This window comes from Bacillus litorisediminis, from assembly GCF_022808645.1.
GTDB lineage: Bacteria > Bacillota > Bacilli > Bacillales > JC228 > Bacillus_BF > Bacillus_BF litorisediminis.
This window is the reverse complement of record NZ_JAKZKT010000013.1, coordinates 35848-61120: the sequence shown is the minus strand read 5'-3', so window position 1 is coordinate 61120 and position 25273 is coordinate 35848. Positions and strand designations below refer to the sequence as shown.

The 25273-nt window shown below is 41.2% G+C and carries 19 protein-coding genes; 15 read left to right on the top strand and 4 right to left on the bottom strand.

Annotation, left to right across the window (positions count from 1 at the left end; translation table 11 throughout):
- Positions 1–71: 71 nt before the first annotated feature.
- Together MLE14_RS08905 and MLE14_RS08900 are read right to left on the bottom strand one after the other, a co-directional pair.
- Entirely contained in the window at positions 72–569 is a 498-nt protein-coding gene (locus MLE14_RS08905; RefSeq protein WP_243298013.1) for a L,D-transpeptidase family protein, read from the bottom strand.
- 851 nt (positions 570–1420) lie between these two features.
- On the bottom strand, positions 1421–2038 hold the full coding sequence (locus tag MLE14_RS08900; protein WP_243298012.1) for a YesL family protein: 618 nt from the start codon (positions 2036–2038) through the stop codon (positions 1421–1423).
- A gap of 290 nt (positions 2039–2328) precedes the next feature.
- Between MLE14_RS08900 and MLE14_RS08895 the strand changes: the two genes are divergently transcribed.
- From MLE14_RS08895 to MLE14_RS08880, 4 genes are all read left to right on the top strand, one after another.
- Positions 2329–3573 carry a sugar ABC transporter substrate-binding protein gene (locus tag MLE14_RS08895; protein WP_243298011.1) on the top strand — a complete coding sequence of 415 codons (1245 nt, stop codon included), beginning with the start codon at positions 2329–2331 and terminating at the stop codon, positions 3571–3573.
- A gap of 95 nt (positions 3574–3668) precedes the next feature.
- Positions 3669–4622: a carbohydrate ABC transporter permease gene (locus tag MLE14_RS08890; protein WP_243298010.1), complete on the top strand. Its 954-nt coding sequence runs from the start codon at positions 3669–3671 to the stop codon at positions 4620–4622.
- Between the two features lie 160 nt (positions 4623–4782).
- Positions 4783–5589 (top strand): carbohydrate ABC transporter permease, encoded by an 807-nt coding sequence (locus tag MLE14_RS08885; RefSeq protein WP_243298009.1) that lies wholly within the window; start codon positions 4783–4785, stop codon positions 5587–5589.
- A 17-nt stretch (positions 5590–5606) separates the two neighbouring features.
- A complete protein-coding gene (locus MLE14_RS08880) occupies positions 5607–6512 on the top strand; it encodes a Gfo/Idh/MocA family protein (RefSeq protein WP_243298008.1) in 906 nt (301 codons plus the stop codon).
- A 12-nt stretch (positions 6513–6524) separates the two neighbouring features.
- On the opposite strand, the gene MLE14_RS08875 is transcribed toward MLE14_RS08880, so the two are convergent.
- The gene (locus MLE14_RS08875; RefSeq protein ID WP_243298007.1) at positions 6525–7883 is read right to left on the bottom strand and encodes a hypothetical protein; all 1359 of its coding nucleotides are present in this window, start codon (positions 7881–7883) and stop codon (positions 6525–6527) included.
- Between the two features lie 240 nt (positions 7884–8123).
- Here MLE14_RS08875 and MLE14_RS08870 point away from each other — a divergent pair, with 240 nt between their 5' ends.
- The 11 genes from MLE14_RS08870 to MLE14_RS08820 all read left to right on the top strand — a co-directional run bounded on the left by MLE14_RS08870 (position 8124) and on the right by MLE14_RS08820 (position 24493).
- Positions 8124–9140 (top strand): NAD-dependent epimerase/dehydratase family protein, encoded by a 1017-nt coding sequence (locus tag MLE14_RS08870; RefSeq protein WP_243298006.1) that lies wholly within the window; start codon positions 8124–8126, stop codon positions 9138–9140.
- Positions 9141–10193 carry a dihydrodipicolinate synthase family protein gene (locus MLE14_RS08865; protein ID WP_243298005.1) on the top strand — a complete coding sequence of 351 codons (1053 nt, stop codon included), beginning with the start codon at positions 9141–9143 and terminating at the stop codon, positions 10191–10193. It begins immediately after the preceding gene.
- Positions 10194–10207: 14 nt separating this feature from the next.
- Positions 10208–15100 carry a zinc-binding dehydrogenase gene (locus MLE14_RS08860; RefSeq protein WP_243298004.1) on the top strand — a complete coding sequence of 1631 codons (4893 nt, stop codon included), beginning with the start codon at positions 10208–10210 and terminating at the stop codon, positions 15098–15100.
- 702 nt (positions 15101–15802) lie between these two features.
- Complete coding sequence (locus MLE14_RS08855) at positions 15803–16855, top strand: Gfo/Idh/MocA family protein (RefSeq protein ID WP_243298003.1); 1053 nt, start codon at positions 15803–15805, stop codon at positions 16853–16855.
- 20 nt (positions 16856–16875) lie between these two features.
- Positions 16876–17928: a Gfo/Idh/MocA family protein gene (locus MLE14_RS08850; RefSeq protein ID WP_243298002.1), complete on the top strand. Its 1053-nt coding sequence runs from the start codon at positions 16876–16878 to the stop codon at positions 17926–17928.
- Positions 17928–19475: an FAD-dependent oxidoreductase gene (locus MLE14_RS08845; protein WP_243298047.1), complete on the top strand. Its 1548-nt coding sequence runs from the start codon at positions 17928–17930 to the stop codon at positions 19473–19475. Before MLE14_RS08850 ends, MLE14_RS08845 begins: the two co-directional genes overlap by 1 nt.
- 19 nt (positions 19476–19494) lie before the next feature.
- Positions 19495–20478 (top strand): acetylxylan esterase, encoded by a 984-nt coding sequence (locus tag MLE14_RS08840; protein ID WP_243298001.1) that lies wholly within the window; start codon positions 19495–19497, stop codon positions 20476–20478.
- Positions 20478–21326, top strand: a complete 849-nt coding sequence (locus MLE14_RS08835; protein WP_243298000.1) for a sugar phosphate isomerase/epimerase family protein — start codon at positions 20478–20480, stop codon at positions 21324–21326. Before MLE14_RS08840 ends, MLE14_RS08835 begins: the two co-directional genes overlap by 1 nt.
- Positions 21327–21333: 7 nt before the next feature.
- Positions 21334–22038 carry a hypothetical protein gene (locus MLE14_RS08830; protein WP_243297999.1) on the top strand — a complete coding sequence of 235 codons (705 nt, stop codon included), beginning with the start codon at positions 21334–21336 and terminating at the stop codon, positions 22036–22038.
- Positions 22035–23009, top strand: coding sequence for a Gfo/Idh/MocA family protein (locus MLE14_RS08825; protein WP_243297998.1), 975 nt, complete (start codon positions 22035–22037; stop codon positions 23007–23009). The genes MLE14_RS08830 and MLE14_RS08825 overlap by 4 nt, the downstream gene beginning before the upstream one ends.
- A 1067-nt stretch (positions 23010–24076) precedes the next feature.
- The gene (locus tag MLE14_RS08820; protein WP_243297997.1) at positions 24077–24493 is read left to right on the top strand and encodes a VOC family protein; all 417 of its coding nucleotides are present in this window, start codon (positions 24077–24079) and stop codon (positions 24491–24493) included.
- Positions 24494–24589: 96 nt separating this feature from the next.
- Here the strand turns inward: MLE14_RS08820 and MLE14_RS08815 are convergent, their stop codons facing one another.
- The gene (locus tag MLE14_RS08815) at positions 24590–25006 is read right to left on the bottom strand and encodes a VOC family protein (protein ID WP_243297996.1); all 417 of its coding nucleotides are present in this window, start codon (positions 25004–25006) and stop codon (positions 24590–24592) included.
- Positions 25007–25273: the final 267 nt, after the last annotated feature.

The window sequence follows — 25273 nt, the reverse complement described above, 5'->3', positions numbered from 1 at the left end:
ATTTCGGAACCATTCATACCAATTAATCCTTAATGGGCGCTATTCATTAGACGATGAAAGCGCCCATTTCATTATGGCCTTATAAAAACCCGTGTCCCAATCGGAACGGTCCTCGCCAGTTCCTCTACATCCCGGTTATACATACGAATACAGCCTCTTGAGACAGCTTTTCCAATTGAGGAAGGATCATTGGTACCGTGAATGCCATAATGCTTTTTCGAAAGCGACATCCACATGGTTCCAAAAGGTCCGCCTGGGTTTGGTGCTTTATTGATGATGACAAATTCCCCAACCGGTGTTTGATGAAGAATTCTCCCGACAGCAATCGGGTAGGTTTTAACAACTGTTTGGTTCCGTCTTAATGTCAGTGTTCGCTGGGAAGTTGAGACATGAATCGTATATGGAATTTGGTCTGGGTTAGGCAGTCCCGGAATCAGGATTGCTTGCCCGACATAGATTGCATTTGGATTGCTAATGTTATTGGCTCTTACAAGCGCTTGGAAAGAAACACGATAGTCCTCCGAGATGGACCATAATGTCTCCCGGGGTTTTACAATGTGATAGTACATGGCAGCCTCCAAAATCCTTCTTTTAGATTACGTTATGAATCCAGAAGTATTTTGGAAGCTAGTCTTGCTATCGATGGGTTGCGTTGAGTTCGTGAAAAGAAAGTGCTGAGTCCGGAATAAGTGGTGGTTCGGAGTTCGGATAAGTGGTAGGTCGGAGTTCGGTAAAGTGGAGGTTCGGAGTTGGGTTAAGTGGTGGCCGAGTTCGGTTAAAAGGGTCGGAGTTCGGTTAAGTGGAGCCCAAGTTCGGTAAAAGGTTTCTGAGTTCATTTAAAACGCATCTGAGTTCGGTTAAACAAATTTAAGTTCGGTAAAATGAATTCTGAGTTCGGTTATCCAAGTGCTAAGTCCGGTTAAATCAATCTGAGTTCTGTAATTGAGATCCGAGTTCTGTTAAAAAGGTGGAGACTTCTGCAAAACTTGCAGTTTTTTCCGAATCATACGTCCCACGTACTAAAAATGTAAGTTGTTTTTAGAAAAACAAGGCTTCTAAGTTCCGAAAAGCAGGATCTGAGTCGGAAATAGCCGGTACTGGGTCCGAAATAGCCGGTGCAAAGTCCGGGAATAGCCGGTATGAGTCGGAAATAGCCGGTACAAAGTCCGGGAATAGCCGGTATGAGTCGGAAATAGCCGGTGCAAAGTCCGGAAATAGCCGGTATGAGTCGGAAATAGCCGGTGCAAAGTCCGGAAAACCAGGTACCGAGTTCCGAAAACCAGGTACTGGGTTCCGTAAAACGAGCGCTGAGTTCCTTAAACCAGATACCTAGTTCCGATACACCATAATTTTTCCGGCCCCACTACTCTAAAATAAAGTCAGTCTCTTATAAGTCGCAATATTTTCTGCCGGACTCCTCTTAGCTTCGAATTTCCTTTTTGCGCTCAATCTTTGCAAACGCCCGATGCCCAATCCATGTAATGACAATAGCTAAAACACTGCCTGTAAATAATGGGATGATTCCAGGGATCAATCTCACAACCCAATATAGTATGAAAAAGGATGCAACCATGAGAAGGGTCTCTACAGGTGAGACAGCCGCAATTAAAAACGACTGTTTAATAGATTGAAAGAATTTTAAATCAAAATGAACATAAACAATAAAGAAGTATAATAGCGTGATGATATAAGCAATTGCCAGAAAAATAAAGACAGGATAAAGAAAGACTAGCTGTCCTTCATTTAACCGCAAGAATATAAAATCGTAATATAATAGATACCCCCCAGCTAGGAAAAGAAGTGCATACCGATTTGCTTTGAAAAACTCATCCCGAAAGACATTCCAAAAGCATGAAAAGATGCCGAGATCCTTATCGCCATGGAACCATTTTCCTACGATTGTGAACATCGCGACCGTGGCAGGGAAAAGTCCAAATACCACTAATCCAATAATCGAAAATACTATCCATAAAATATTTAAATAAGCAATTTTCACCATCCAAGTAGCAAGTTGATTAAAACGATCCCAACCGCTCAACCGATTTTCCCCCTTTGCCAGATAAAGTTTGTAAGCATTATCCATCTCATATTCTTCTAGGTCTTTATTTAAAGACACTTTAGAGACTTGTCTCTGAATGAAAAACGAAATAGGATTATATATAGGCTACCTGAAAATTTTAACTATTTTGTAATTTGACCTCATGCATGTCCTACATTTTACTATTTCTTTTCATTCTTTACCACCTGATGTCCATACTACACAGCTTGAAAGGAGGTAAACCTTAGTTTCTATTTTCATTATAAAACAAAATGAAAGGGGTTTTGTGAGTGAGAAAGCTTCAATTTCTTTTAATCTTTCTTTTAATAACGGGGACATTATTAGCTGGCTGCAGTCAAAATGAAGAAGCTGATACTGATGGGGAAATCGGCGGTGAGATTACCGTATGGGCTCATCCTTTTACTGGTGATCAAGATGTTGAAGGTAAGATGTGGGATGAAATTATTACCGCATTTGAAGAAGAGTATGATGTGACAGTTAATTTTGAGCAGATTCCATGGGCAAATCGGGACCAAAAGATTTTAACGGCTCTTGCTGCCAATAATGGTCCGGATGTATTTTATGCAATTCCGGATCAGATGCCGCAATATGCGGATGCTGGAATGCTGCTAGAGCTTGATCCGTATTTGGAAGGCTATGACTTAGATGATTTTGTGGATACAGCCCTTTTATCTACACAATGGAAAGGAAAGACATATGGTCTTCCAATCTTACAGGAAGCCTACACTTTCTTCTACAATACGGAAGTTATAGAAGCAATCGGTGAGGATCCTGCTAATCTTCCAACGACCTGGGAAGAATTTGCCGATTGGGCTGAAAAAGCAAAGGAAAAAGGTTATTATGCATTAAATTACTTGGGCGGCGGCTCCATGAATGGAACGATTTATCCTTGGATTTGGCAAGCAGGTGGAGACGTTATTACCCAGGATAATGAAGTGTTAATCAATTCCCCGGAATCCGTGGAGGCATTTGAATTTGTCAATAACATGTATCAAAAGGGATGGATTCCGGAAGATTCGATAACAGCGATGGAGCAGGATGCTGTTTGGGATGGCGGACAAATGATGGCTGTACTTGGTTCAGGTATTACGTTAAGTAATTTGTTGTCGAAAGACGTAATTGATTTTGTGATTGCTCCTCCGCTCAAAAACAGAGAGCAGCTCACGTATGGAACAACAGGAATGTTTGTCGTTCCATCCAATAGCGACAATAAAGCAACCGCTGCAGAATTTGTGAAATTTATGACGAATACAGAAAGTCAGAAGAAATTTAATACGGTTACTCAATATATTCCAACCCGGGAATCCGCAAAAAATATCTTTGCTGATCAGGAATTCTTAAATCAGCTTGCAGGTTATACTCAATATGCCCTTCCAGGTGTGATTCATCCAATTGGCCGCGATATTATGTCACCGATTCAGGCAGAGGTTCAAGCGATGATGGCAGGAGAGAAGACACCTCAAGAAGCGGCTGATGCAGCTGCTGAAGCCATCAAAGCAAAATTAGGGCAATAAATAGGTAAAATGATAGTTTGACTCATACAAAATGGGGGTCAGACCCAGGTTTAATGGGGTCAGGCCCCTTACATATCTTCCAATGAAATAAGGTGATGATACTGATCAATCCAAAATTAGAAAATAAAGCGGTGATTTCAAAAAAGGTCAAACTGCCTTTAAAGGAGCGGATTAAGAAAGAGTGGAATCGGAATGCCATTGTGTATATCTTTTTAATTCCTGCATTGGTCCACTTTCTTATTTTTCAGGTGATTCCTTTTGCGTTCAGTTTTGTTCTCACTTTTATGGACTGGAGAGTGATTGGGACTTCTGAATTTGTAGGCTTCAAACATTGGGAGGCCTTTTTGAATGACAAGCTTGCCTGGAGAGCCATCTGGAATACGGTCTTATTTTCGATTTACTATATTATTCCTACCATGGCAATGGGGCTGATATTAGCCTTGATTATAAACTCTGGTATTCGATTTTCAAATCTATTTAAGGGAATCTTTTTTCTGCCGGTCGTAACCTCATTTGTTATCATTGCAGGCTTATGGGGCTGGTTATTTAGGGGAACCGAATCAGGCATGATTAACTATCTGTTAGGTCTTTTCGGTGTGGACCCCCAATTATTCCTGGCAGATTCAGGTCAGGCCCTTATGGTGCTGGCCGGTTTAAGTATCTTTAAGGTAAGCGGAAGTACCATGATTTATTATTTTGCAGGGCTGCAATCTATACCGAAGCAGTTATATGAAGCAGCGAAGATTGATGGGGCCTCCCGATCCAAAATTTTTTGGACCATCACGTTTCCGCTCTTGAAGCCAATTCATTTTTACGTAGCGATCATTACTACGATTGGTTCGTTTCAAGTATTTGATTCAACCTATCTCCTTACTGGCGGTGGACCCAATTACTCGACGACCACAATCGTGTACTATTTGTACGAGCAGGGATTTACGTCTCTTAACTTAAGCTATGCGTCCGTTCTGTCTTACGTTTTATTCTTTATTATCTTAACGATCTCGCTCATTCAAAGAAAATATTTAGGTAAAGATACCCCCATTTTCTAGTACTTTGCGTATAAAATTTTGGCAAAGAGGCGGATTCGACGTAGTGAAATTATTAGGAAAAAAGTATAAGTGCAACTACGCCTCTGTTCGTTCTTTGGCAAGGCTTGCCAATCGGCGAGTTTTCTTTACCTGCTAGAGTTACAGAAAGGAGTTTGGTCACTTGGTAAAACGGATTTTTTCATATACAGTGCTAGCCCTGTTCAGCATATGCTTTCTGCTTCCATTTTTGATTATGGTTCTGGGTTCCTTTAAGGATGTTCAATATGCTTTACTTGACCCATTATTTTGGATTCCGGATGATCCTACCTGGAAAAACTATATTTATATTTTTAATGATGGATTATTCCTGAGATGGATTTTTAATTCATTTGTCATTACGGTTATACCTGTGTTAAGTCAGATGTTGTTTTGTGCGATTTTAGGCTATATATTCGCGAAAAAGAAATTCTGGGGCAGGGAAGTCATTTTTTGGGTATTTATGGCGGTTATCATGATTCCGCAGCAGCTGCTCATTATTCCGAAGTACATTATGTTTGCGGATTTTGGCTGGATTAATACGTATTGGTCCTTAATTGTTCCTGAATTGTGGGGAATTATGGGGGTATTTTTAGTCAGACAATTCCTGCAAAACATCCCTAATGATATGGAAGAGGCTGCCTATATGGATGGAGCAAATGATATCCAGATTTTCTTTAAGGTTATTTTGCCTCTCTCTTTACCGGTTATTGCGACTGTCGGAACCTTTTCGTTTATTTCCAACTGGAATGATTTATTCCAGCCGCTGATTTACATGACCAATGAAAAAATGTTTCCAGTAACCGTTGGATTAGCATCCTTGCTTGGTAAGGAAGGAAACTTTGGCATCGAAATGGCCGGATCAACGATATCCTTTATCCCGACCTTCCTGATTTTCTTGTTCTTCCAGCGTTATTTCACAGAGGGAATCCAATTGTCTGGCTTAAAATAAACAAGGCGGTAGCGAACATGAGTGAATTTAAAATAGGCATGATTGGTCTGGATACCTCTCATTCTATTGCTTTTACTAGACTTTTACATGACACGAGTGATCCCCATTGGGTGGGTGGCGGCAAAATCGTAATGGCTTACCCCGGCGGATCTGAGGATTTTCAGCTAAGCTGGTCTCGTGTTCAAGGGTATACAAAGGATATGAAAACTAGATTCGGAGTTGAAATTACAGCTTCCATTGAAGATGTGGCTGCCGAATGTGACGCGATTTTACTTGTATCGGCAGATGGGAGAAAGCATTTGGAGCAATTCGCTTTGATCGCCCATTACCAAAAACCCGTTTTTATCGACAAACCATTTTGTGTGTGCAGCCGTGATGCGTATAAAATGCAACAATTGAGCTTGACCTATCAAACTCCCATCTTTAGCTGCTCAGCTCTTCGGTTTACGGAGAATTTAACACAAATTCTATCTAAAAAGGATCTAGGTCGGATAGTGGGTACAGATTGCATGGGACCATTAGATTTTGTTGAAACACAGCCAGGGTATTTTTGGTATGGGATTCATACGGTTGAAATGTTATTTGCGATTTTAGGAACTGGTGCAGACTCTGTTCGTGTATTCGAATCAGATGATCATGAATTTTTAATGGCCAGATGGAAGGATGGACGAATAGGAACCATTCGCGGTGATAAAAAAGGGAAGCTTCCATTTGGTGCGACCATTCATTTCGATTCTCGAAGTCAATATGTAAATGCCAGCCAAAATCAGACACCTTATTATGCTTCCCTTTTACAGCAAATAATAGGATTCTTTCAGGATCACGTTCCGAGAGTGGCGGTTGATGAGACAATTGAAATTATTAGATTCATAGAAGCTGCTAATGAAAGTAAGGAAACTGGCAAAGCAGTTCTCTTAAGATAACAGGTAAATCTGCTATTTAGCGACTTCATCCATGATAAAACTAAGCCTGTAGATGCGCCGTGGACGTCCTTTATATGTGATCTTTTCTTCACCGACAATATCAACGATTTCTGCATCCATCCATTTTAGCAAGATTCGATGAGCACTGCGGATTGTAATGTTAAGAGTTGATGCTAACTCCTGTGCCGTATAATCATATTTTTTATGCCGGGCAACCCTTGCCATTAATTTGGTCATATATGCAGCAGACATTCCGGCTTTTTCAGCTTTTTCTAACAGCTGTGCATCTGTGATTGATAAATCATATTGCTCGTATTGGGTGTCCGTTGTGATATCAACTGGTCCCAGAACGCTTTTATCTTCACGAACGATATAGCAAACGTTGCCTCCCAGTTCCTTTGCTTGGCCTAGAGCAAGGCGGGCATGGCTTCCGGCTTCCGCTGCTGTCCGGCCAAAGCCGACGCCAACACTAAGGGTAATTCCCATTTTATTGTTGGCTTCCTGAAGCAATGGGATAAATTTGTAACCCCTGGTTTCACGTTCAAATATGCCGCGTGTAGTGATAAAAGAGTACTCCTTGCCGCCTAAGCTGATTAAATGGCCGTCTAACTGTTTAATGTAATCCAATAACATTTGCTGGATTTGCAGTTTAAGCAGCTGGACATCGTGCTCTGAGGCATAGCCTTCAATCAGCTTTTTAAAATTATCTACATCAATTAGTCCGAACACAATTTGCGACTCTTTGTTTCTCCGTGTGGTAGTGGCCAGTAAAGCTCGCTCTAGCGATACAATCATATCCTGGTTCGTAGGAGTGACCCATTCATTTGGGATATTCATTTCCGTCAATTTAATGGATACCTCTTGGATTCCAGTAAGGGCAATTGCTCCATCCTGCTGATGGTTATGTACGTGGAATTTGATAATATCGCTGATCATCGGCGCTTGTGTGCTGCTCTTAAATACATTTAGCTCATATTGTTCTTCCTGCAGTTCATGGAGAATTTGTTCTACATATTTACGGTCAATCGTATCAATCGACAGCCGCTTTAAACCGTAGCTGTTTTTTACCATAAATAAGGAGCGATACAGGCCTGTCCCCATTAGAGGTACATAATGGACGGGTATAGGAAATTCTAATGTTTGTTTAGCCAATTTATAGAGGTGATATTCGGTGAACATTAATACATCGACATCGTGCATTAACTCTCTGGCCTCATCTGTGATATCGCTGTCGGGGGTAACGGTTGAGAAGATGGGTTTAAAATTAGGAAAGGATTTTAGCGTATATTTAATTTTTTGAATTAAAGCTTCTGGACCAATGACCCCTATGGTAATCTCTGAATGATCCTTTACTCCGTGATTGATTTGCATGTTCTGATCAACTCCTTATAGACACAATAAAGACACGTCTCTTAATAAATATATTAAAGATAATATAACTAATTGTCAAAATAGTTAAAAAATAATCTCTGGTAACATCTTCTTTTAGATTAAAAGACCATTTAAAGACTTGTCTTTTAATGAGTCGGTTCATAGAATGTAAGGTAATTATTCGCAATATTCTGTCATGAAGCGAAATAGAACTATTGATATTTAAAGAGGAGTGATGAAATGAAAACTGTTGCAGAATTAGAAGAATTTATGACGGCCCCGTCCAATCGGCTTGTAACTGATCTTCAATCTTTAGATGGTGACATCATGATCCTGGGAGTAGGAGGAAAAATGGGACCAACCCTGGCGAAATTGGCAAAAAGGGCAATTGATCAAGCTAAGTTAGATAAACGTGTAATCGGTGTTTCAAGATTTTCCTCAGGAACACTGCAAAAGGAATTACATGACTTTGGAATTGAGACAATTGCCGCTGATTTACTGGATGAAGATGAACTCCAGTCATTGCCGAAAATAAAGAACATAATTTATATGGCAGGTCATAAATTTGGAACCGTAGGGAATGAACATTACACATGGACTATGAATACATATCTGCCCGGCCGGGTTGCTGAAACGTTTTCGGACTCCCGAATTGTTGCTTTTTCAACTGGGAATGTCTATCCCTTAACTCGCGTTGTCAGCAATAACAGTTCTGAAGAAAAAGGGGTAAACCCAGTTGGCGAATATGCTCAGTCATGTTTAGGCAGGGAGAGAATTCTCTCTTATTTTTCGCGGAAAAATAACACACCTATGCTTTTATTTCGATTAAATTATGCGATTGATCTCCGCTACGGAGTGTTGCTTGAAATTGCTAGACAAGTAGCAAAAGAGGAGCCGATTGATTTAACGATGGGCAATGTCAATGTGATCTGGCAGGGAGATGCGAATGAATTTGCGATACGTTCCCTATTGCATTGTCAATCGCCTCCAAAAATTTTGAACATAACGGGCCCTGAAACCCTTTCCGTCCGCTGGCTGGCGGAACAGTTTGGCAAACGATTTGGAAAGCAGCCTCAATTTGTAAACGATGAGGATGATTTTGCATTATTAAATAATGCTTCACGTGCCCATCAATTATTTGGCTATCCGAAGGTATCCGTTCAGCAAATGATTCATATGATTGCGGAATGGGTGATGAATGATGGCGCTACCCATAATAAGCCGACTCATTTTCAAGAGCGTGAAGGAGTATTTTAAATGATGGATGCAGCAATTAAAAAAAAATTGTTTGAAGGAACCGTTATCCCCGCTCATCCGTTGGCCCTAACGAATGAGCGGAAGCTAGATGAGAGAGGACAGCGTGCGCTAACCAGGTATTACATCGATGCTGGGGTTGGCGGTGTAGCTGTTGGAGTGCATACGACACAGTTTGAAATCCGTGACCCGAGATTTAACCTCTTCGAAAAAGTGTTAGAGATCGCAATCGAAGAAATAAAAAAGGCAAACGTGCCTGATTTTATAAAAGTAGCGGGAATTTGCGGCCCTGCAGAACAGGCCATAAAAGAGGCTGCTTTTGCTAAGAGTATCGGATATGACTTAGGACTTCTCAGTATGGGTGGTCTTCAGGAATTAACCGAGAGTCAATTGATTGAACGCACAGAAAAAATCGCAGAGATTATTCCTGTTTTTGGTTTTTACCTCCAGCCTTCAGTAGGAGGCAGGGTCTTGTCGTATGATTTTTGGAAACAGCTAGCAGATATCCCAAATGTTTATGCCATCAAAATTGCTCCTTTTAACCGCTATCAGACACTGGATGTGGTCAGGGCGGTTGCTCATTCAGACAGGCGGGATGAAATTGCGCTTTATACTGGAAATGATGACAACATTGTCAACGATCTTCTGACTACCTTTCGGGTAAGAGTTGGGGATCACCTCGTTGAAAAAAGAATTGCTGGGGGTCTTCTGGGGCATTGGTCCGTTTGGACAAAACGCGTAGTTGAATTGTTTGAAGAGATAAAAGCCGTACGGGAACAAGACTATATTCCTAGTAAACTTTTAACAATAGGTCAGGAAATAACTGATGCAAATGGAGCATTTTTTGACGCAAAACACCAATTTAAAGGAAGTATTGCCGGAATAAACGAAGTATTAACAAGGCAAGGAATTCTGCAGGGGAATTGGTGTCTGCTTGAAAGCGAACAATTAAGTCCTGGTCAGAAAGAAGAAATTGATCGCATTTATGCGGAGTACCCTCACTTGCATGACGATGAATTTGTCAAAGCCCGTTTAGATAATTGGCTCCAAAATTAGAAGGAGGGAAGCCTTTGAAAAAAATAGTGGCTTATAATCGTTCGGTTAAATTAGTAGAAGACTCAAAGCCTGCCATTAAACCTTCTTATGTGCTGGTGAAAACTTTATATTCGGTTATATCACCGGGTACTGAACTCCTGGCGATTGAATCGAGTGAGGGAAAGCAAATACCGCTTGGGTATAGTGCAGTGGGGATTGCGGAGGAAGTCGGAGATCAAATAGAGGATTTAAAAGCTGGGGATATTGTTGCATGCTATGGGGCTCCATATGTACATCATGCTGAGTACTTACTGGTTCCGAAAACATTGATTGCTAAGGTTCCAGATCATGTCGATCCTAAAGAGGCAGCTCTCGCTGGGATTGGGGCGATTGCGATTCATGCACTTAGGGTTGCAGATTTACATTTTGGTGAAACAGTAGTCGTTGCAGGATTAGGTCTGCTTGGCCAAATGATAGCAAAAATCGCGAATGCGGCTGCCTATAATGTGATCGGATATGATCTTCATGAAGAACGGACCACCATGCTTCAAAGTGAACCTCATCTAAAAACACATACAACAATCGAAGGATTAGAAAATGAAATTTACACCTTAACAAATGGGCATGGTGCCGATGCTGTACTGCTTTGTATGGGAGGAAAACATACACCGCTGACAGGCGAGAGTCTTAAATGGATTCGAAATAAAGGCAAGGTAGTTATTGTTGGAGACGTTGAACCGGAATTTCCGCGGAGCCTCCTGTTTAGTAAAGAAGCCCAGATTCTGATCTCACGGGCTGGTGGGCCAGGCCGTTACGATAAGGTGTATGAAGCTGAAGCGATAGATTATCCTTATGGCTTTGTCCGCTGGACGGAAGGCAGAAACATTAAGGAATATATAAGACTTTTAAGTGAAAAAAGATTGGATGTTAGTGCATTTATTACGGATGTAGTTGAATTTGAAGATGCTTCAGTGGAATTTGAGAAATTACAAAATAAGAAAACGACTACACTTACTAAAATAATTAATTTTAAAAAGAAGTCTGAATGGTTTATAGATGAATCCCCTCATGTATTTGCTTTTACAGACAGCAGAAAGGAGGCTGCAAATTTCGATTCTTCCATCATTGATCTTGGCAGTCCGATTCAAACTGCACAAACGATTGATGCTGTATATTCAAAGGAAGACGGTGCCAATATTGTTTACACCACGGTCACGGGAAGTGCTTCATCTGGGGACTGGGCTAAGTTTAATGTAATCGATATCGATCATCAAAGGCTTCTTCATTCCTACCCATTAGAAGGAGCCTCAAATGCTTGGGCTCATTGTTTAACGCCAGATGGCCGAGTTTTTATCGGTGCTTCCAGGAAAATGTTTATGTACTCACCCGAAACAAAACAAGTTTCAGATTTAGGTGTTCCCATAAGCGGTGCAGAATCAATCTGGTCATTAACAAGTGATGAGCATGGCAACGTGTATGGAGGGATTTATTCTGCTTCGATAGGCGGCCGTGTTTTTAAAATTGAAGCGGAAACATTACAAATAACAGACTTACTGGGGGAAAGCGTAGATCCTGCCGAGGACTATATTCGATCGATCGCATATTATAACGGTTATGTATATGCAGGAACCGGTACAACCAATGGCCGGGTGTGGAAAATCGACCCGGAAACGAAGGTAAAAGAACGGATTGAATTACCGGGAACGCCAGAAGACCCAATTTACAAAGGTCAATACGATAGCATGGGGTCTGTTTATGGAATGAGTGTAGTCGATCACTATTTATTTGCATTCTTTAATGGACCATCGATTATCAGGGTTTATGACCTTGACAGACAGGAATGGCGGGAGCGGGGTTTAACCAATATCCGCGGGTTAATGGCAGTCACGGGCCAGCATGATGGCAAGGTTTATACAAGTAAGAAAGATCAATATATGTGGGAAATTGACATAGAGACATTGGAAGAAAGAATTGCGATGCCTTTTGATGGTTCGATTCGCAATAGTCAATGGATGGATGTACAGAATCAGACTGAATTTGAAGGGCTGGCTATGGTCACAATCTCGTTTGACGGAAAAATTGTTCTATCTGACCCGCGGATTCAAAAACGTGTTGTTTTGCCTCCGCTGGTAGATGGGCAGCCGCTGAATTTGCAGGCAATGGAAACGGGACCGGATGGAAAAATTTATATCAGCAGCTATATGGGGACAGAGGGGGCGGTCTATGATCCGGAAAAACAGGATCACTTATCCTTATATAAATTAGGGCAGGCGGAAGGAATGGGAAGCGTTGAGGATACTCTTTATTTTGGTTTATATCCAAAAGCCGAAATCGTTGGCTGGGATACAAATCATAATATCCCCGAATCTGGCCCAGCCTTGCTCTTTGAAATTGGTCATGAACAAGACCGCCCATTTGTTCTGCAAGAGGGAGCGGGGAAATTATTAATCGGGACTATTCCTGGCTACTCCGAACATGGCGGGGCTTTAACGGTCTATGACCCAGAGGCATCGAAGGATGCCAATCAGCCCGTTTTTGAAGTTTACCGAAACATTGTAGAAAATCAAAGTATAGCAGGTTTGGTTTATAAGGATGGAATGATTTATGGATCAACGACGATCCATGGCGGTTTAGGTTCAGACCCAATCGCCATAAAAGCCAAACTATTTGCCTGGGACCCTGTAACAAAAACAAAGACTCGGGAATGGGATCTTGGCTTAGATGGATTAAATGAGACTGTACCAATGATCAGCGGATTAACAGTTGGTCCAGATGGGCTGATCTGGGGAGCCGCAAATGGCTATGTTTTTGCTTTTAATCCGCAGACGTATGAAATCGTGAAATCGAAAAATGTGTACCCTGAGATTACAAACTATGGGCGCTGGAGACCGGTTAAACAATATTGGGGAATAGATGGACTCCTCTATACAAATGCAGGAGGAACACTAACCGTCATAGAACCTAATACCATGGAAAGTAACATCATTGCCGAAGATGTTTCGATATTTGCTCTAAATAAGAAAAACGATATTTATTTTGCCCAAGCTACGAAGGTACTGAAAAGACCAGCCGAACAGCCAAACAATCTGACTTGGATTATTCCAGAGGTGCTGATTGTGGATACCCCGGCGGAAATTCGTGTTGAGGCGGAGATGTACGGCTGGACTGTAAATGTATCGAAAATAGCTAAAATAGAAAGTTCTAATCCGGAAATAGCGATTGTCGAAGACGGAAAAATTATTCCAAGGCAGCCAGGGATCGTTACTTTTTCTGGTACATATATGGGCATTTCCTTGCCGATGCAGGAAGTGAAAGTTAAAATTCCGGAGCCTGTCCAATCATATTTAAAAGTTATAAATAATAGTTTTGAACAAGTTGATGAATCAGGCGAAATAGATGGATGGTCGCTTTTCAAAGGAAAACAGAGGGATTCATCTTTCTCTACAACTGAAAAAGCTCGTTCAGGTCAAAGAAGCTTGAAATTGGTTGATGAAACGACAAATGGAAAAACTGAATATCAGTCGGATTTCATTAGAATTGAAACAGGTCGGATATACACAGCTGGTGTTGATATCTTTATTAGCGGTAAAAGCAATGATGAGCCAAACGATTTACCGACTGCAAACAGCCAGTCATTTTTCCAAATTCGTTACTTTGATGAATACGGAGAGGAAGTAGAAGCCGTTGAAATCACAAATGATAAACTCCGGATTCCTATTGAAGAGTGGTTTCATGTAAAGATTACAAGCACGGCACCGGAACACGCAAAATATGCAAGACTGATTTTAAACGGCTACTATGGATGGATGACGGCAGAATATTATGATGACGCCTACATATATACGGTTGTAGATCCAAGAGAATTACCTGGGATAGAAGTGATGGCTGTAGAAAGTAAGGATCTCATTTTTGGCTCTGATTTAAAACTTATGGTAAGAGCTAATCAAGATGCTCTGATTGAAGTAAGAGAGGGAGATGTCATTGTTGCAGCCGGAACGGGTCAGGGCGATGAGCAGGTAACATTGGTAATCCCAGCACCGTCTGAAGGAGCTCATCAATACCAGGTGTTTGTATATAAAGAGGGAGTTGGTTATGGTACACCAGTTGCTCTCCCAACTGTTAACGTTTATGGTCTAACCAGTTTAGAAGCAGATCCCGAAAGAATTGAATTGATCGTTGGCGCTGAAAAAGAGCTTAAGATTTCGGCTATCTATGGACCAATAGTTATTGATGTTTCTCATTCCGCTGCGTTATCTTCCAATCCTGAAGGCATTGTCGCGATGGATGGAAACATCGTCAGAGGTATGAATGAAGGGGAAGCAACAATCATAGCTGAATTCAATGGTCAATCTTGTGAGGTGCCAGTCGTCGTTTCTATTTCTCAAGAACCTGTCAAAACCTACTTGCCTATTGTGAATCATGACTTTGAGACTATATTGCCAGACGGAACGATTCCAGGCTGGTCGATTAGAGCTGAAAAGGCAGGATATACTTCGATTTCTTCGTCTGAAGAACAGTCGTTATCAGGCAATAGAAGTATCAAATTAATAGACGCTACTACAAGTGCTTATACAGCATTGCAGTCAGATTTGATCGAAGTAGAGCCTGGAAAGGAGTATACAGCTGGTGCAAGTGTATTTTTAGGAAATCCTCCAATTAACCCCGATACGGGCTCGCCATTTTCAAGCAGCCGAACCTTATTTCAGGTAAGGTACTATGACGAAAACCGACAGGAAATTCCGATTACAAGCGGTTTAGGAATTACCTTCGAAGCACCAAGAGGAAGCTGGATACAAAAGGAGTTTACTAGTGTAGCTCCAGCCAATGCAAGATATATTCGGATCTTACTATCCAGTTCGAATGCATGGGTAACAACTGCCTATTATGACGATGTTTATCTGTTTACCATGGCAGAAACAGCTGAATAAGGACGTTTCTTAGCCAACTTTAGCGGATCCTTATTCCGTTATCAGAACGAAAACCTGAACTTTAAGGAATGAAGCGGATTCTGATTCCGCTATTCGTACAAAATCAATCAAATTTGACGAAAAAAAGCGCAAATAACGGAACGAGGAACCGAAACCAAGCTTCAAACCAGGATTTTTGAATAAATAGCGGAATGAGGAACCATTAGATAAGTTTCGCGGATCCTCATTCCGTTATCAGAACGAAAACCCGCACTTAAAAGGGCTGAAGCGGATTCTGATTCCGCTATTCGTACAAAATCAATCAAATTTGACGAAAAAAAGCGCAAATAACGGAACGAGGAACCGAAACCAAGCTTCAAACCAGGATTTTTGAATAAATAGCGGAATGAGGAACCATTAGATAAGTTTAGCGGATCCTCATTCCGTTATCAGAACGAAAACCTGCACTTTAAGGGCTGAAGCGGATTCTGATTCCGCTATTCGTACAAAATCAATTTTCACGAATAAACAATCGTAAATTTTCAGGGTATCGGAACGTATGTCCATTCAAATTCTAAAACACGGTTTTTGGCAAACATTTCGGAACGTATGTCCGTAAACAAAATCATCACAGTAAAATCGAATTGAACCCGCGGGTCAACCTTACTTAATTCAACCTGCGAAAGATAAGTTTCTTACTTTACAAAAAAGGTGCTGATTAAAATGGAACTTCTTAAAGTGGCTCTCATTGGAGTGGGAGCGATTGCAGAGTCCACCCATTTAGTGTATGTAAAAGAGCATCCAGATGTATCAATTGAAGCAATTGTAGATGTCAATCTCGAGCGTGCCAAGAAATTAGCAGAAGCTCACGGTGTTCGCCATTATTTTTCCAGTATCGATGAATTAATTGCGTCCATTCAAGTTGATGCCGTAATTATCTCAACACCAAATCAGACGCACATGCCGATTGCCAAAAGGGCGGCGGAGCACGGAATTCATGTTTTTGTGGAAAAACCAATCGGCACAGATGTAAGCGAGGTAGAAGAGTTCCTTGAGGTTGCCAGGAAAAATAATGTGATTACAATGGTCGGGATGCCCCACCGTTTTCGCAGAGACGTCCAGGTTTTAAAGGAATATGCCGAGCAGAATACGTTCGGGAATGTCTATTATGTAAAAGCAACATTATTTAGACGTCGCGGAACTCCAAAGGGCTGGTTTACAAATAAAGCTCTTGCTGGCGGCGGGGCGATGATGGATATAGGTGTCCATGTCCTTGATTTAGCCTGGTGGCTGATGGGACAGCCAAAGGCACATTCGATTACAGGAAAAACCCTATCAGGTCTGGGAGACTATCAAACTAAGTTTGTATCAAGCTGGGAATCAAAGAATAAGAGCTTAAATGCCAATCATGTATTTGATGTAGAGGATTTTGGCGCAGCATGGATTCGTTTTGAAAATGGAGCCGTTTTATCCCTTGAAATTTCTTGGGCAATTAATGGTGATCAAAATGAAGCGATATCCATTGATATTTTCGGGGATAAGGGCGGGGCAACGTTATCTCCGCTTGCCATTTTTAAAGAAGAAAACGGGGTATTAGGCAAGACCACCCCAATTTTTCAGGAAAATCAAATTTTTAAAGATGAAATGCATCATTTTATTGAGTGTATCCGCACAAAAGCGAAGCCATTGATTACGGGTGAAGATGGATATGAAGTGTTAAAAATGCTTCTTGCCATCTACGAATCTTCGGAAAAACAGAAGGAAGTTATTCTTTAATTAATCAAGGGGGAGTTAACATGCTAAAAGTTGGCGTAATTGGAGTAGGTTCAATTTCGAAATACCATATTGAACCTTATTTAGCGAATCAGCAAGCAGAATTAGTCGCATTTTGCGATATTAATGAAAAGCGGCTTGAAGAAAAAGGAGCTCAATACGGTGTAAGCCAGTTATATCGTGACTACAGAGAATTATTAAAAAATGAAGAGATTGATGCCGTCAGTATATGTACATGGAATCATTCACATGCTGAGATCGCAATTGCTGCTTTGGAGGCGGGGAAGCATGTGTTGGTTGAAAAACCTTTGTGTGTGAGTGTTGACGAAGCGATGGCCGTTCAGGATGCCGTTCAACGAAGCGGAAAAATCCTGCAGGTCGGTTTCGTACGTCGCCATGGTGACAACGCGAAGCTCTTAAAAACCTTTATTGATCAAGGGGATCTTGGAGAAATTTATTATGCGAAAGCTTCTTGCCTAAGAAGGTTAGGGAATCCGGGCGGATGGTTCAGTGACCTCTCTAAATCAGGCGGCGGGCCGTTAATTGATTTAGGTGTGCATATGATCGATATTTGCTGGTACTTAATGGGCAAACCGCGTCCTGTTTCCGTTAGCGGCAATACGTATAAAAAATTAGGGAACCGAAAGAATATTAAGAATTTGTCCTTCTACAAAGCTGCGGACTACAACCCTGAATTGAATGATGTAGAGGATTTAACAAATGCGATGATCCGCTTTGAAAATGGGGCTTCCTTAATCGTTGATGTCAGTTTTACGCTCCAAGCCAAAAAGGATGAACTCTTTGTAAAGTTATATGGAGATAAAGGCGGAGCGGAAATCGAACCAGAGCTGGCACTGGTAACGGAGAAGTATAATACGATTTTAAATGTTACGCCTCAAATTGACAGTCTAACCTTTGACTTCAATAAAGCCTTCCATAATGAGATTCATCACTTTGTTGAATGCTGTCTAGAGGGTAAACAGCCTCTTGCCCCAGTTGCAGATGGGGTCGAAGTGATGAAAATGCTCCGGGCTGTCTATGAATCTGCCGAAAAAGGAAAGGAAGTCTATCTTTGATGAATCGCTTAGATGCTGATCTTATCATAGTAGGAGGTGGACTTGGCGGGATTGCAGCAGCATTAGCAGCTTGTGACCATGGCTTGCGTGTCATTCTAACAGAGGAAACAGACTGGGTTGGCGGACAGGTTACTGTGCAGGGGGTTCCTCCAGATGAGCACCCATGGATTGAGGAATTTGGCTGTACCCGCAGATACCGCGATTACCGCAATAGAGTAAGAGAGACCTATCATAGGACGATGAAGTTTGAAACGCCAAACCACCCCATCAATCCGGGAAACGGATGGGTCAGTAAAATTTGTCATGACCCGCGAGTTTCTGTCCATGTTTTACAGGAAATGCTGATGCCCTATCTGTTAACTAATCAATTGGTTTTGAAGCGGAACACCAGTCTTACCGGAGTGAAGCGAAAAGGAAAGAAGGTTCATGAAGTCTATTTTGATAACAGTCATCAGCCTCTTAGGGCTTCCTACTTCATCGATGCAACCGAAACAGGGGAGGTTCTTCCCTTAGCGGAAATGGACTATGTTACCGGAGCTGAGGCAAAAGCAGATACAGGTGAGCCTCATGCCTTAGATATTCCAGATCCAAATGATATTCAAGCTTTTACCTTTGTTTTGGCGATGGAGTATCGGGAAAATGAGAGTCATGTGATTCCAAAACCAGGAATGTATAACTTCTGGAAAACCTTCCATCCGCCGATTTGGCCAGATAAATTACTTAGCTTTTATGCACCAAACCCTATCACATTAGAAACACGACGATACACACTATTCCCTGAGGAATCCGGTTTTTCTTTATGGGAATACCGCCGCATCTATGATCAAAAACAATTTCTTTCCCCTATTCCAACAGGAGATATCACCTTAATGAACTGGCCGCAAAACGATTACTTTTTAGGCAATATTTATGATGTACCGAAAAACGAAAAGAAAAAGAATATCTATCAAGCAAAGCAGCTTAGTCTTTCCCTGCTTTATTGGCTGCAGACTGAGGCACCGCGGCCTGATGGAAAAAAAGGCTATCCTGGGTTAAAGCTCAGGACTGACATTTTCGAAACAGATGATGGATTAGCGAAAGCGCCATATATCCGCGAATCCAGACGAATTAAAGCAGAATACACCATTGTCGAACAGGATGTATCGCCAGAATTTAATGAAGGAAAAACAGGAAAGCTCTACGAGGACAGAATCGGAATAGGTTCATACAGCATTGATCTCCATCCAAGTATGACGGGGCGATCTTATGTGGATGTTAAAGCTTTACCTTATCATATTCCGCTTGGAGCATTGATTCCAAAGGATGTCGATAACGTATTAGCCGGCTGCAAAAACATTGGCACTACTCATATTACGAATGGATGCTACCGGCTGCATCCGACCGAATGGAATATTGGAGAAGCATGCGGGGCTTTAGTGGCGTTTTGTTTGAAAAATCAAACGGATCCTAAGTCTGTCCGAAAAAATAAAACTTTACTTAAAGCGTTTCAAAACGTTTTGCGGCAAGACGGATTTGAGCTTGAATGGCCGAGAGAATTTTATTTATAAATGGGTGTGATGAGTAGCAATGGGAAGACATGTTGGGGATTTTCCGCTCAAAGCATTATGGGAGTATAAACCTGAGCTTAACAATAAGCCAGATGACTTTGAACGATTTTGGCAGGAACAAAAAACCCGAATTGAAAAACTGGAACTCCCACGAGTAAGCGTAGAATGGAGAGACTATCCGACTCCTGATATAACTGTAGCCGATTTGCGGCTGGAAAGCTGGGATCAGACTCCACTGACAGGGATTTTAGTCAAACCGAAACAAGTGAATGAAGGACCGGTCATTCTTCATTTTCATGGGTATACAGGGAGCTGTGGCTTAGCGATCGATTATTTGAAATGGGTCTCCTTAGGTGTTTCTGTTATTGCGTTTGATGTTCGAGGGCAAGGAAGTTCGCCGGACTATGGAATTTATAAAAAAGGAAGCAGAATCCCTGGCTGGATGCTGCGCGGGATTGACGATCCAAATTCCTATTACTATACGAATGTGTATCGGGATATCCTATGCCAATTAAAGTGGATGAGGTCTGAGGCTGCTCCTGTAAAAGCAACCAAGTTAGGGGTCATGGGCTCTTCACAAGGCGGGGGGATCGCACTTAGTGCAGCAGGGTTAGATGGGGCCATCGACTTTGTGGTGTCTGATTGGCCATTTATCACTCACTTCGAACGGGCAATTGAAGTAGCACTGTCTGGCCCTTATATGGAAATTGTAAATTATTTTAAATGGAATGATCCTCAATACGAAACTTTTAAGAACGTAATGAAGACATTAGGGTATATCGATACTGTTCATTTTTGCGGATGGATTCACTGTCCGATTTTGATGGCAATCGGATTAGAGGACGCCGCTACACCTCCTTCGACTGTTTTTGCAGCATACAACCACTTAGCAGCTCTTGATAAGAAAATCGAAGTATACCCGCAATTCACACATGAAATGAATTCCTTCCATGATGAAAAGAAATTGATGTTTATTAAAAAGCAAACAGAAGGTGGAATATGATGAAGATTAGTGCAAGCATGTATAGCTTAGCCTCAGCTGTTAAAAAGGAAGGCTGGTCTGTAGTTGATTTTATCCGGTATGCCAATAGCATTAACCTGGACGGGGTTGAACTTCTTGATTTTTATTGGAAAAACCGGAATAACAAGGATCAAGAAATGAAGGAAGCTTTAGAGGCCTTGGCCCATCATAATCTTCAAGTTTCAGCTTATGATGTGACCAACAATTTTGTTAAGACATCAAGGGAAGAGCGGTCAGCCGAAGCTGCTAAAGTTATAGATGGAATCTATACGGCAAAACGATTGGGGACTGATATTGTCCGTGTGTTCTGCGGTGATTTGCATGGAGATTTGACCTATGAAGACGGACAGGGTTGGATTGTGGAGGGTCTCAGGGAATGTGCCAAAGTAGCTGAGAAAGAGGAAGTCTATTTAGCGATTGAAAATCATGGATTGCTCGCTGGTAAAAGCAAACAAGTAAAAGAAATCATTCGGATGGTGGATAGCCCTTATGTGAAATCAACCTTTGACACTGGCAATTTTCTTTTAGTTCATGAAAGTCCAAAAGAGGCGTATGATTATTTAAAGGACGAGATTATCCATGTTCATTTTAAAGATTTTCGCAAAAAAGATCCTAATGATGCCGTTAAAGGATTCCGATCTACGGAAGGTGTCGAGGTAATCGGTGTTGTGCCGGGTGACGGTGAAGTCGATCTCAATTATATTGTAAACGGACTAAAAACCAATGGTTATAATGGCTGGCTGTCGATTGAGTATGAAGGTTTTGACGACGCCAAAGAAGCAAATAAGGAAGCTGTGCAGCGGTTAAAATATCTGTTGGATAGGGGGTAGGTTTTTAATGAATGTTGTATTTGCCCAGAATCACAGGCTGGACGATCAAACTGGCATTAGACATGTCACTTTTGCAGAAACTCCCGAACACCTCACCAATGAAAATACGACGTATGTTGTATGGTCAGATAATCAGCTAGAATCTTATTTTAATAAGGGTCATCAACTATATATTCCTTACAGTCGAATTAAAAAAGAGCATGCTGATTTGGATAGGGTTTTCGTTTATTTTGATCTGGAGAGTTTTTTATTTTTTAAAAAAATCTCCGAGGAAATAGTGTCCCAATCAAAAGGTGTATTACGGTTTAGAAGACTGGTCGATAGGGAGACTAATTCTTCTATTATTACTGAAGATTTGTATGTGTTATCAACTGTTTTTGGAGTGCCTGAAGAGGTTAAAGTTCTCAAGTCCAAACAACAGGATCATCCTTCTCATGTCATTTTGACTGTCCTTTTCGATAAGGGAACGCTGGCTCATCTTGAGTATACCTTTGATGCAGGGGAAAGAATTGAGTTTGAATGGAGCGGGGTCAAAACCATCCTGGAATTTAATAGTGAAGAGATGAATCCGTTTCTGCCTACCGATCATTCTTCACTTCCGCTAGTTTATACGGTAGATTCCATCATTGAACATGCGCATAAACTGAGTCCAGATTTTTTAGCGGAAATGGACAGGTTTCATGTTCTTGTTAAAGGAGGAGTAGAAGGATGAAGATTGGTGTGATGAGCTTTGCCCATATGCATGCATACAGCTATGCCAGTGCATTGTCACAGCTCCCTAATGTTGAATTGGCCGGTATATTTGATGAAGACGTGAAAAGGGGAGAGGAAGCAGCCGCTGCCTTCAAAACATCCCATTATAGGGACCAGCAAATTTTCCTTGAAATAGACATGGATGCTGTTATCGTATGCAGTGAAAACGCCCGGCATAAAGAAATGGTGATTGAGGCTGCCCGTGCTAAAAAACATATCCTTTGTGAAAAACCGATAGCCACCTCGATTCAGGATGCGGAAGAAATGATCAAGACGTGTCAGGACAACGGGGTCATTTTGCAAATCGCATTTCCTGTCCGTTTTAGCAATCCGATTCAACAGCTGAAACAGCTTGTTGATAGCGGGGAACTTGGAGAAATTGTTGCATTCCGGACTACAAACCGCGGGCAAAATCCTGGGGGATGGTTTATAGATCCGAGGTTATCTGGCGGAGGGGCGGTTTTAGATCATACCGTCCACATGGTAGATATTATGCGCTGGTTATTAGGGAAAGAAGTAAAATCCGTTCATGCACTAGTCGATTCCTTTTTTCACAACGTCGATATTGATGATGCGGGGATTCTTACACTTGAATTTGAAAATGGTGTGATAGCTTCACATGATGCAAGCTGGTCACGCTTTGCGGAATATCCGACATGGGGAGACGTAACCATTGAAGTAATTGGAACGAAGCAGACCGTAAGAGTAGATGCTTTTAAGGAACATCTTCGCAAATCTTCAAGCGGATCCAAGTCTCTGACTCATGTTTTTTATGGGAATGATATGGACATGGGGCTGATTCGGGACTTTGTTGAGTGTGTCGAACAAAAAAGACAGCCTTCGATCACAGGGAAGGATGGATTAAAGGCGTTGGAGGTTGCTCTTGCTGCGTACCAATCTAGTGAAAGTAAGCAGACTATTTATTTATAAGTTAACTTTCGTACTAGAGCAGATAAGTTTTATTGGTTGACTAGATAGAACTGTGCGGTTCTGCGGCACGGATGTCCTTTTTCGCAGTAATGGGACCAGGTACCGAAACTATGCTCTAAACAAGATATTTGAACAATTAACGGAATGAGGATCCATTAAATAATTCTGGCGGATCCTCATTCCGTTATTAGAACAAAAACCTGCACTTCAGGGGTTGAAGCGGATTCTGATTCCGCTATTCGTACAAAATCAATCAAATTTCACAAAAAATAGGCAAATAACGGAACCAGGAACCGAAACCATGTCCAAACAAAGATTTTTGAATAAATAGCGGAATGAGGATTCATTAAATAATTCTGGCGGATCCTCATTCCGTTATTAGAACGAAAACCTGCACTTCCGGGGCTGAAGCGGATTCTGATTCCGCTATTCGTACAAAATCAAGCAGATTTGAGAGAAAAATAGGCAAATAACGGAACCAGGAACCGAAACCATGCTCTAAACAAAGATATTTGAACAAATAACGGAATGAGGATCCATTAAATAATTCTGGCGGATCCTCATTCCGTTATTAGAACGAAAACCTGCACTTCCGGGGCAGAATCGGATTCTGATTCCGCTATTCGTACAAATTCAATCAAAATTTGAGAGAAAAAAAGCCAATAACGGAACCAGGAACCGAAACCATGCTCCAAACAAAGATTTTTGAACAAATAACGGAATGAGGATCCATTAAATAAGTTTGACGGCTAAAAAAGAGGATTAATTTTCAGGGGTAGCGGAAGTAGGAGTTACGTTAGCATTATTTACGGACACTGGTTCCTTTATTTGTGACAAGACGCGTGATTTTTAAATTAATAGGACATTGAGTCCGCTATTTTAGCCAAAAGGCAGTAATTTCAAGTTGATTTTAAGCAAATCATGGAATGTATGTCCGATCACATCATAAAAATAGTAGTTTTTAAGGAAATAACGGACCTATGTCCTCTGAGAATTTTGTTTTGCAGGAAATTCCGATCTTATTACGAAATATAGAAAGTGGAAATTTTATTGGGGGGATAAACAGAATGGGAGAAACGTTAGTAAGAGTGGGGACCACTTATATTCCTGTGAAGGATGTGGAAAAATCTTCGAATTGGTATGTCAATAAATTGGGAGCTGAATTGAGCTACCAAGATTGCGATAAAGCTATTATCAACTTTGCCAACCAAAGTTTTTTCCTGGTTAAAGCGGGTGAGAATCAAAGTGCTAATTTCTATGATGCCAATGGAAATGAGCGGTTTTCGGTTACGTTTGAGGTGAACGGACTCAATTCTTTAGAGAGAATACATCATGAGTTTATCGAAAAAGGCATAAACACCGGGGCTATTGAGGACCGCGGGCATGCAGGAAGGAACTTTGTATTCAGTGATCTGGATGGAAATAAATTTGATGTCTGGAGTGAGCTAAGCCCTTCTTTTAAAGAAAAGAATGATATATTGTAAGCAACAATTTAACTTTTTAAGGGAAACAGCAACCTAGGTATTATCAGAAACAATAAAAAAGGAGTGGAGGATAAAACGCTACCCCTCCATTTTTATTTAAAAGTGAGGATCAGTTACAATTGTAAAAGTTACACCAAACTTGTCCGTTACATTAGCTTGAGCGGGGGTAAAAGAGGTTTCCTCCAAAGGACCGTTCACCCATCCGCCATGTTGCAAGGCTTCGTAAATTCGTTTGGTTTCTCCCACTTCGTTTGTTGTTAAAAAGATTTGATTTCCTTTATGAAGGGGAAACCCAGGAGAATCATACAGGATCAGATCAGTTTCTCCAACTTGTAACCTTGCATGTGCTACAAGGTCCATGATTTTTTCCAGAAAAGTCATTCCAGGAAATTCTGGAATCTCTCTATAAGTTTGGATTGAGATGACTTTGGCATCCAATTCTTTTTCGTAAAATTGTATCGCTTCCTTTGCATTTCCATCCATCACCAAAAGGGGAATTGCCCGCAGTGTCATGGAGATTCACCTCCTTGATTTTATTATTAATTTTAATTGTAGTATTTTAATATTGACTTTGCTTTCTTCTCAATTGCTATCTTGAGCGACCAAAAGAAAACGATTTTTTATGATCTATAATAGTTAAAATCCTTTGTTTGAATACGAACATTCGTTCTGATATAATCAAATTATACTGACTGTCTTTAATCACCAGGTTTAGGCGGTGAGGGTTTGGTACTTGAGTTAGCAATTATTATAAGGCTAATTAGATGATGGAAGGGGAGA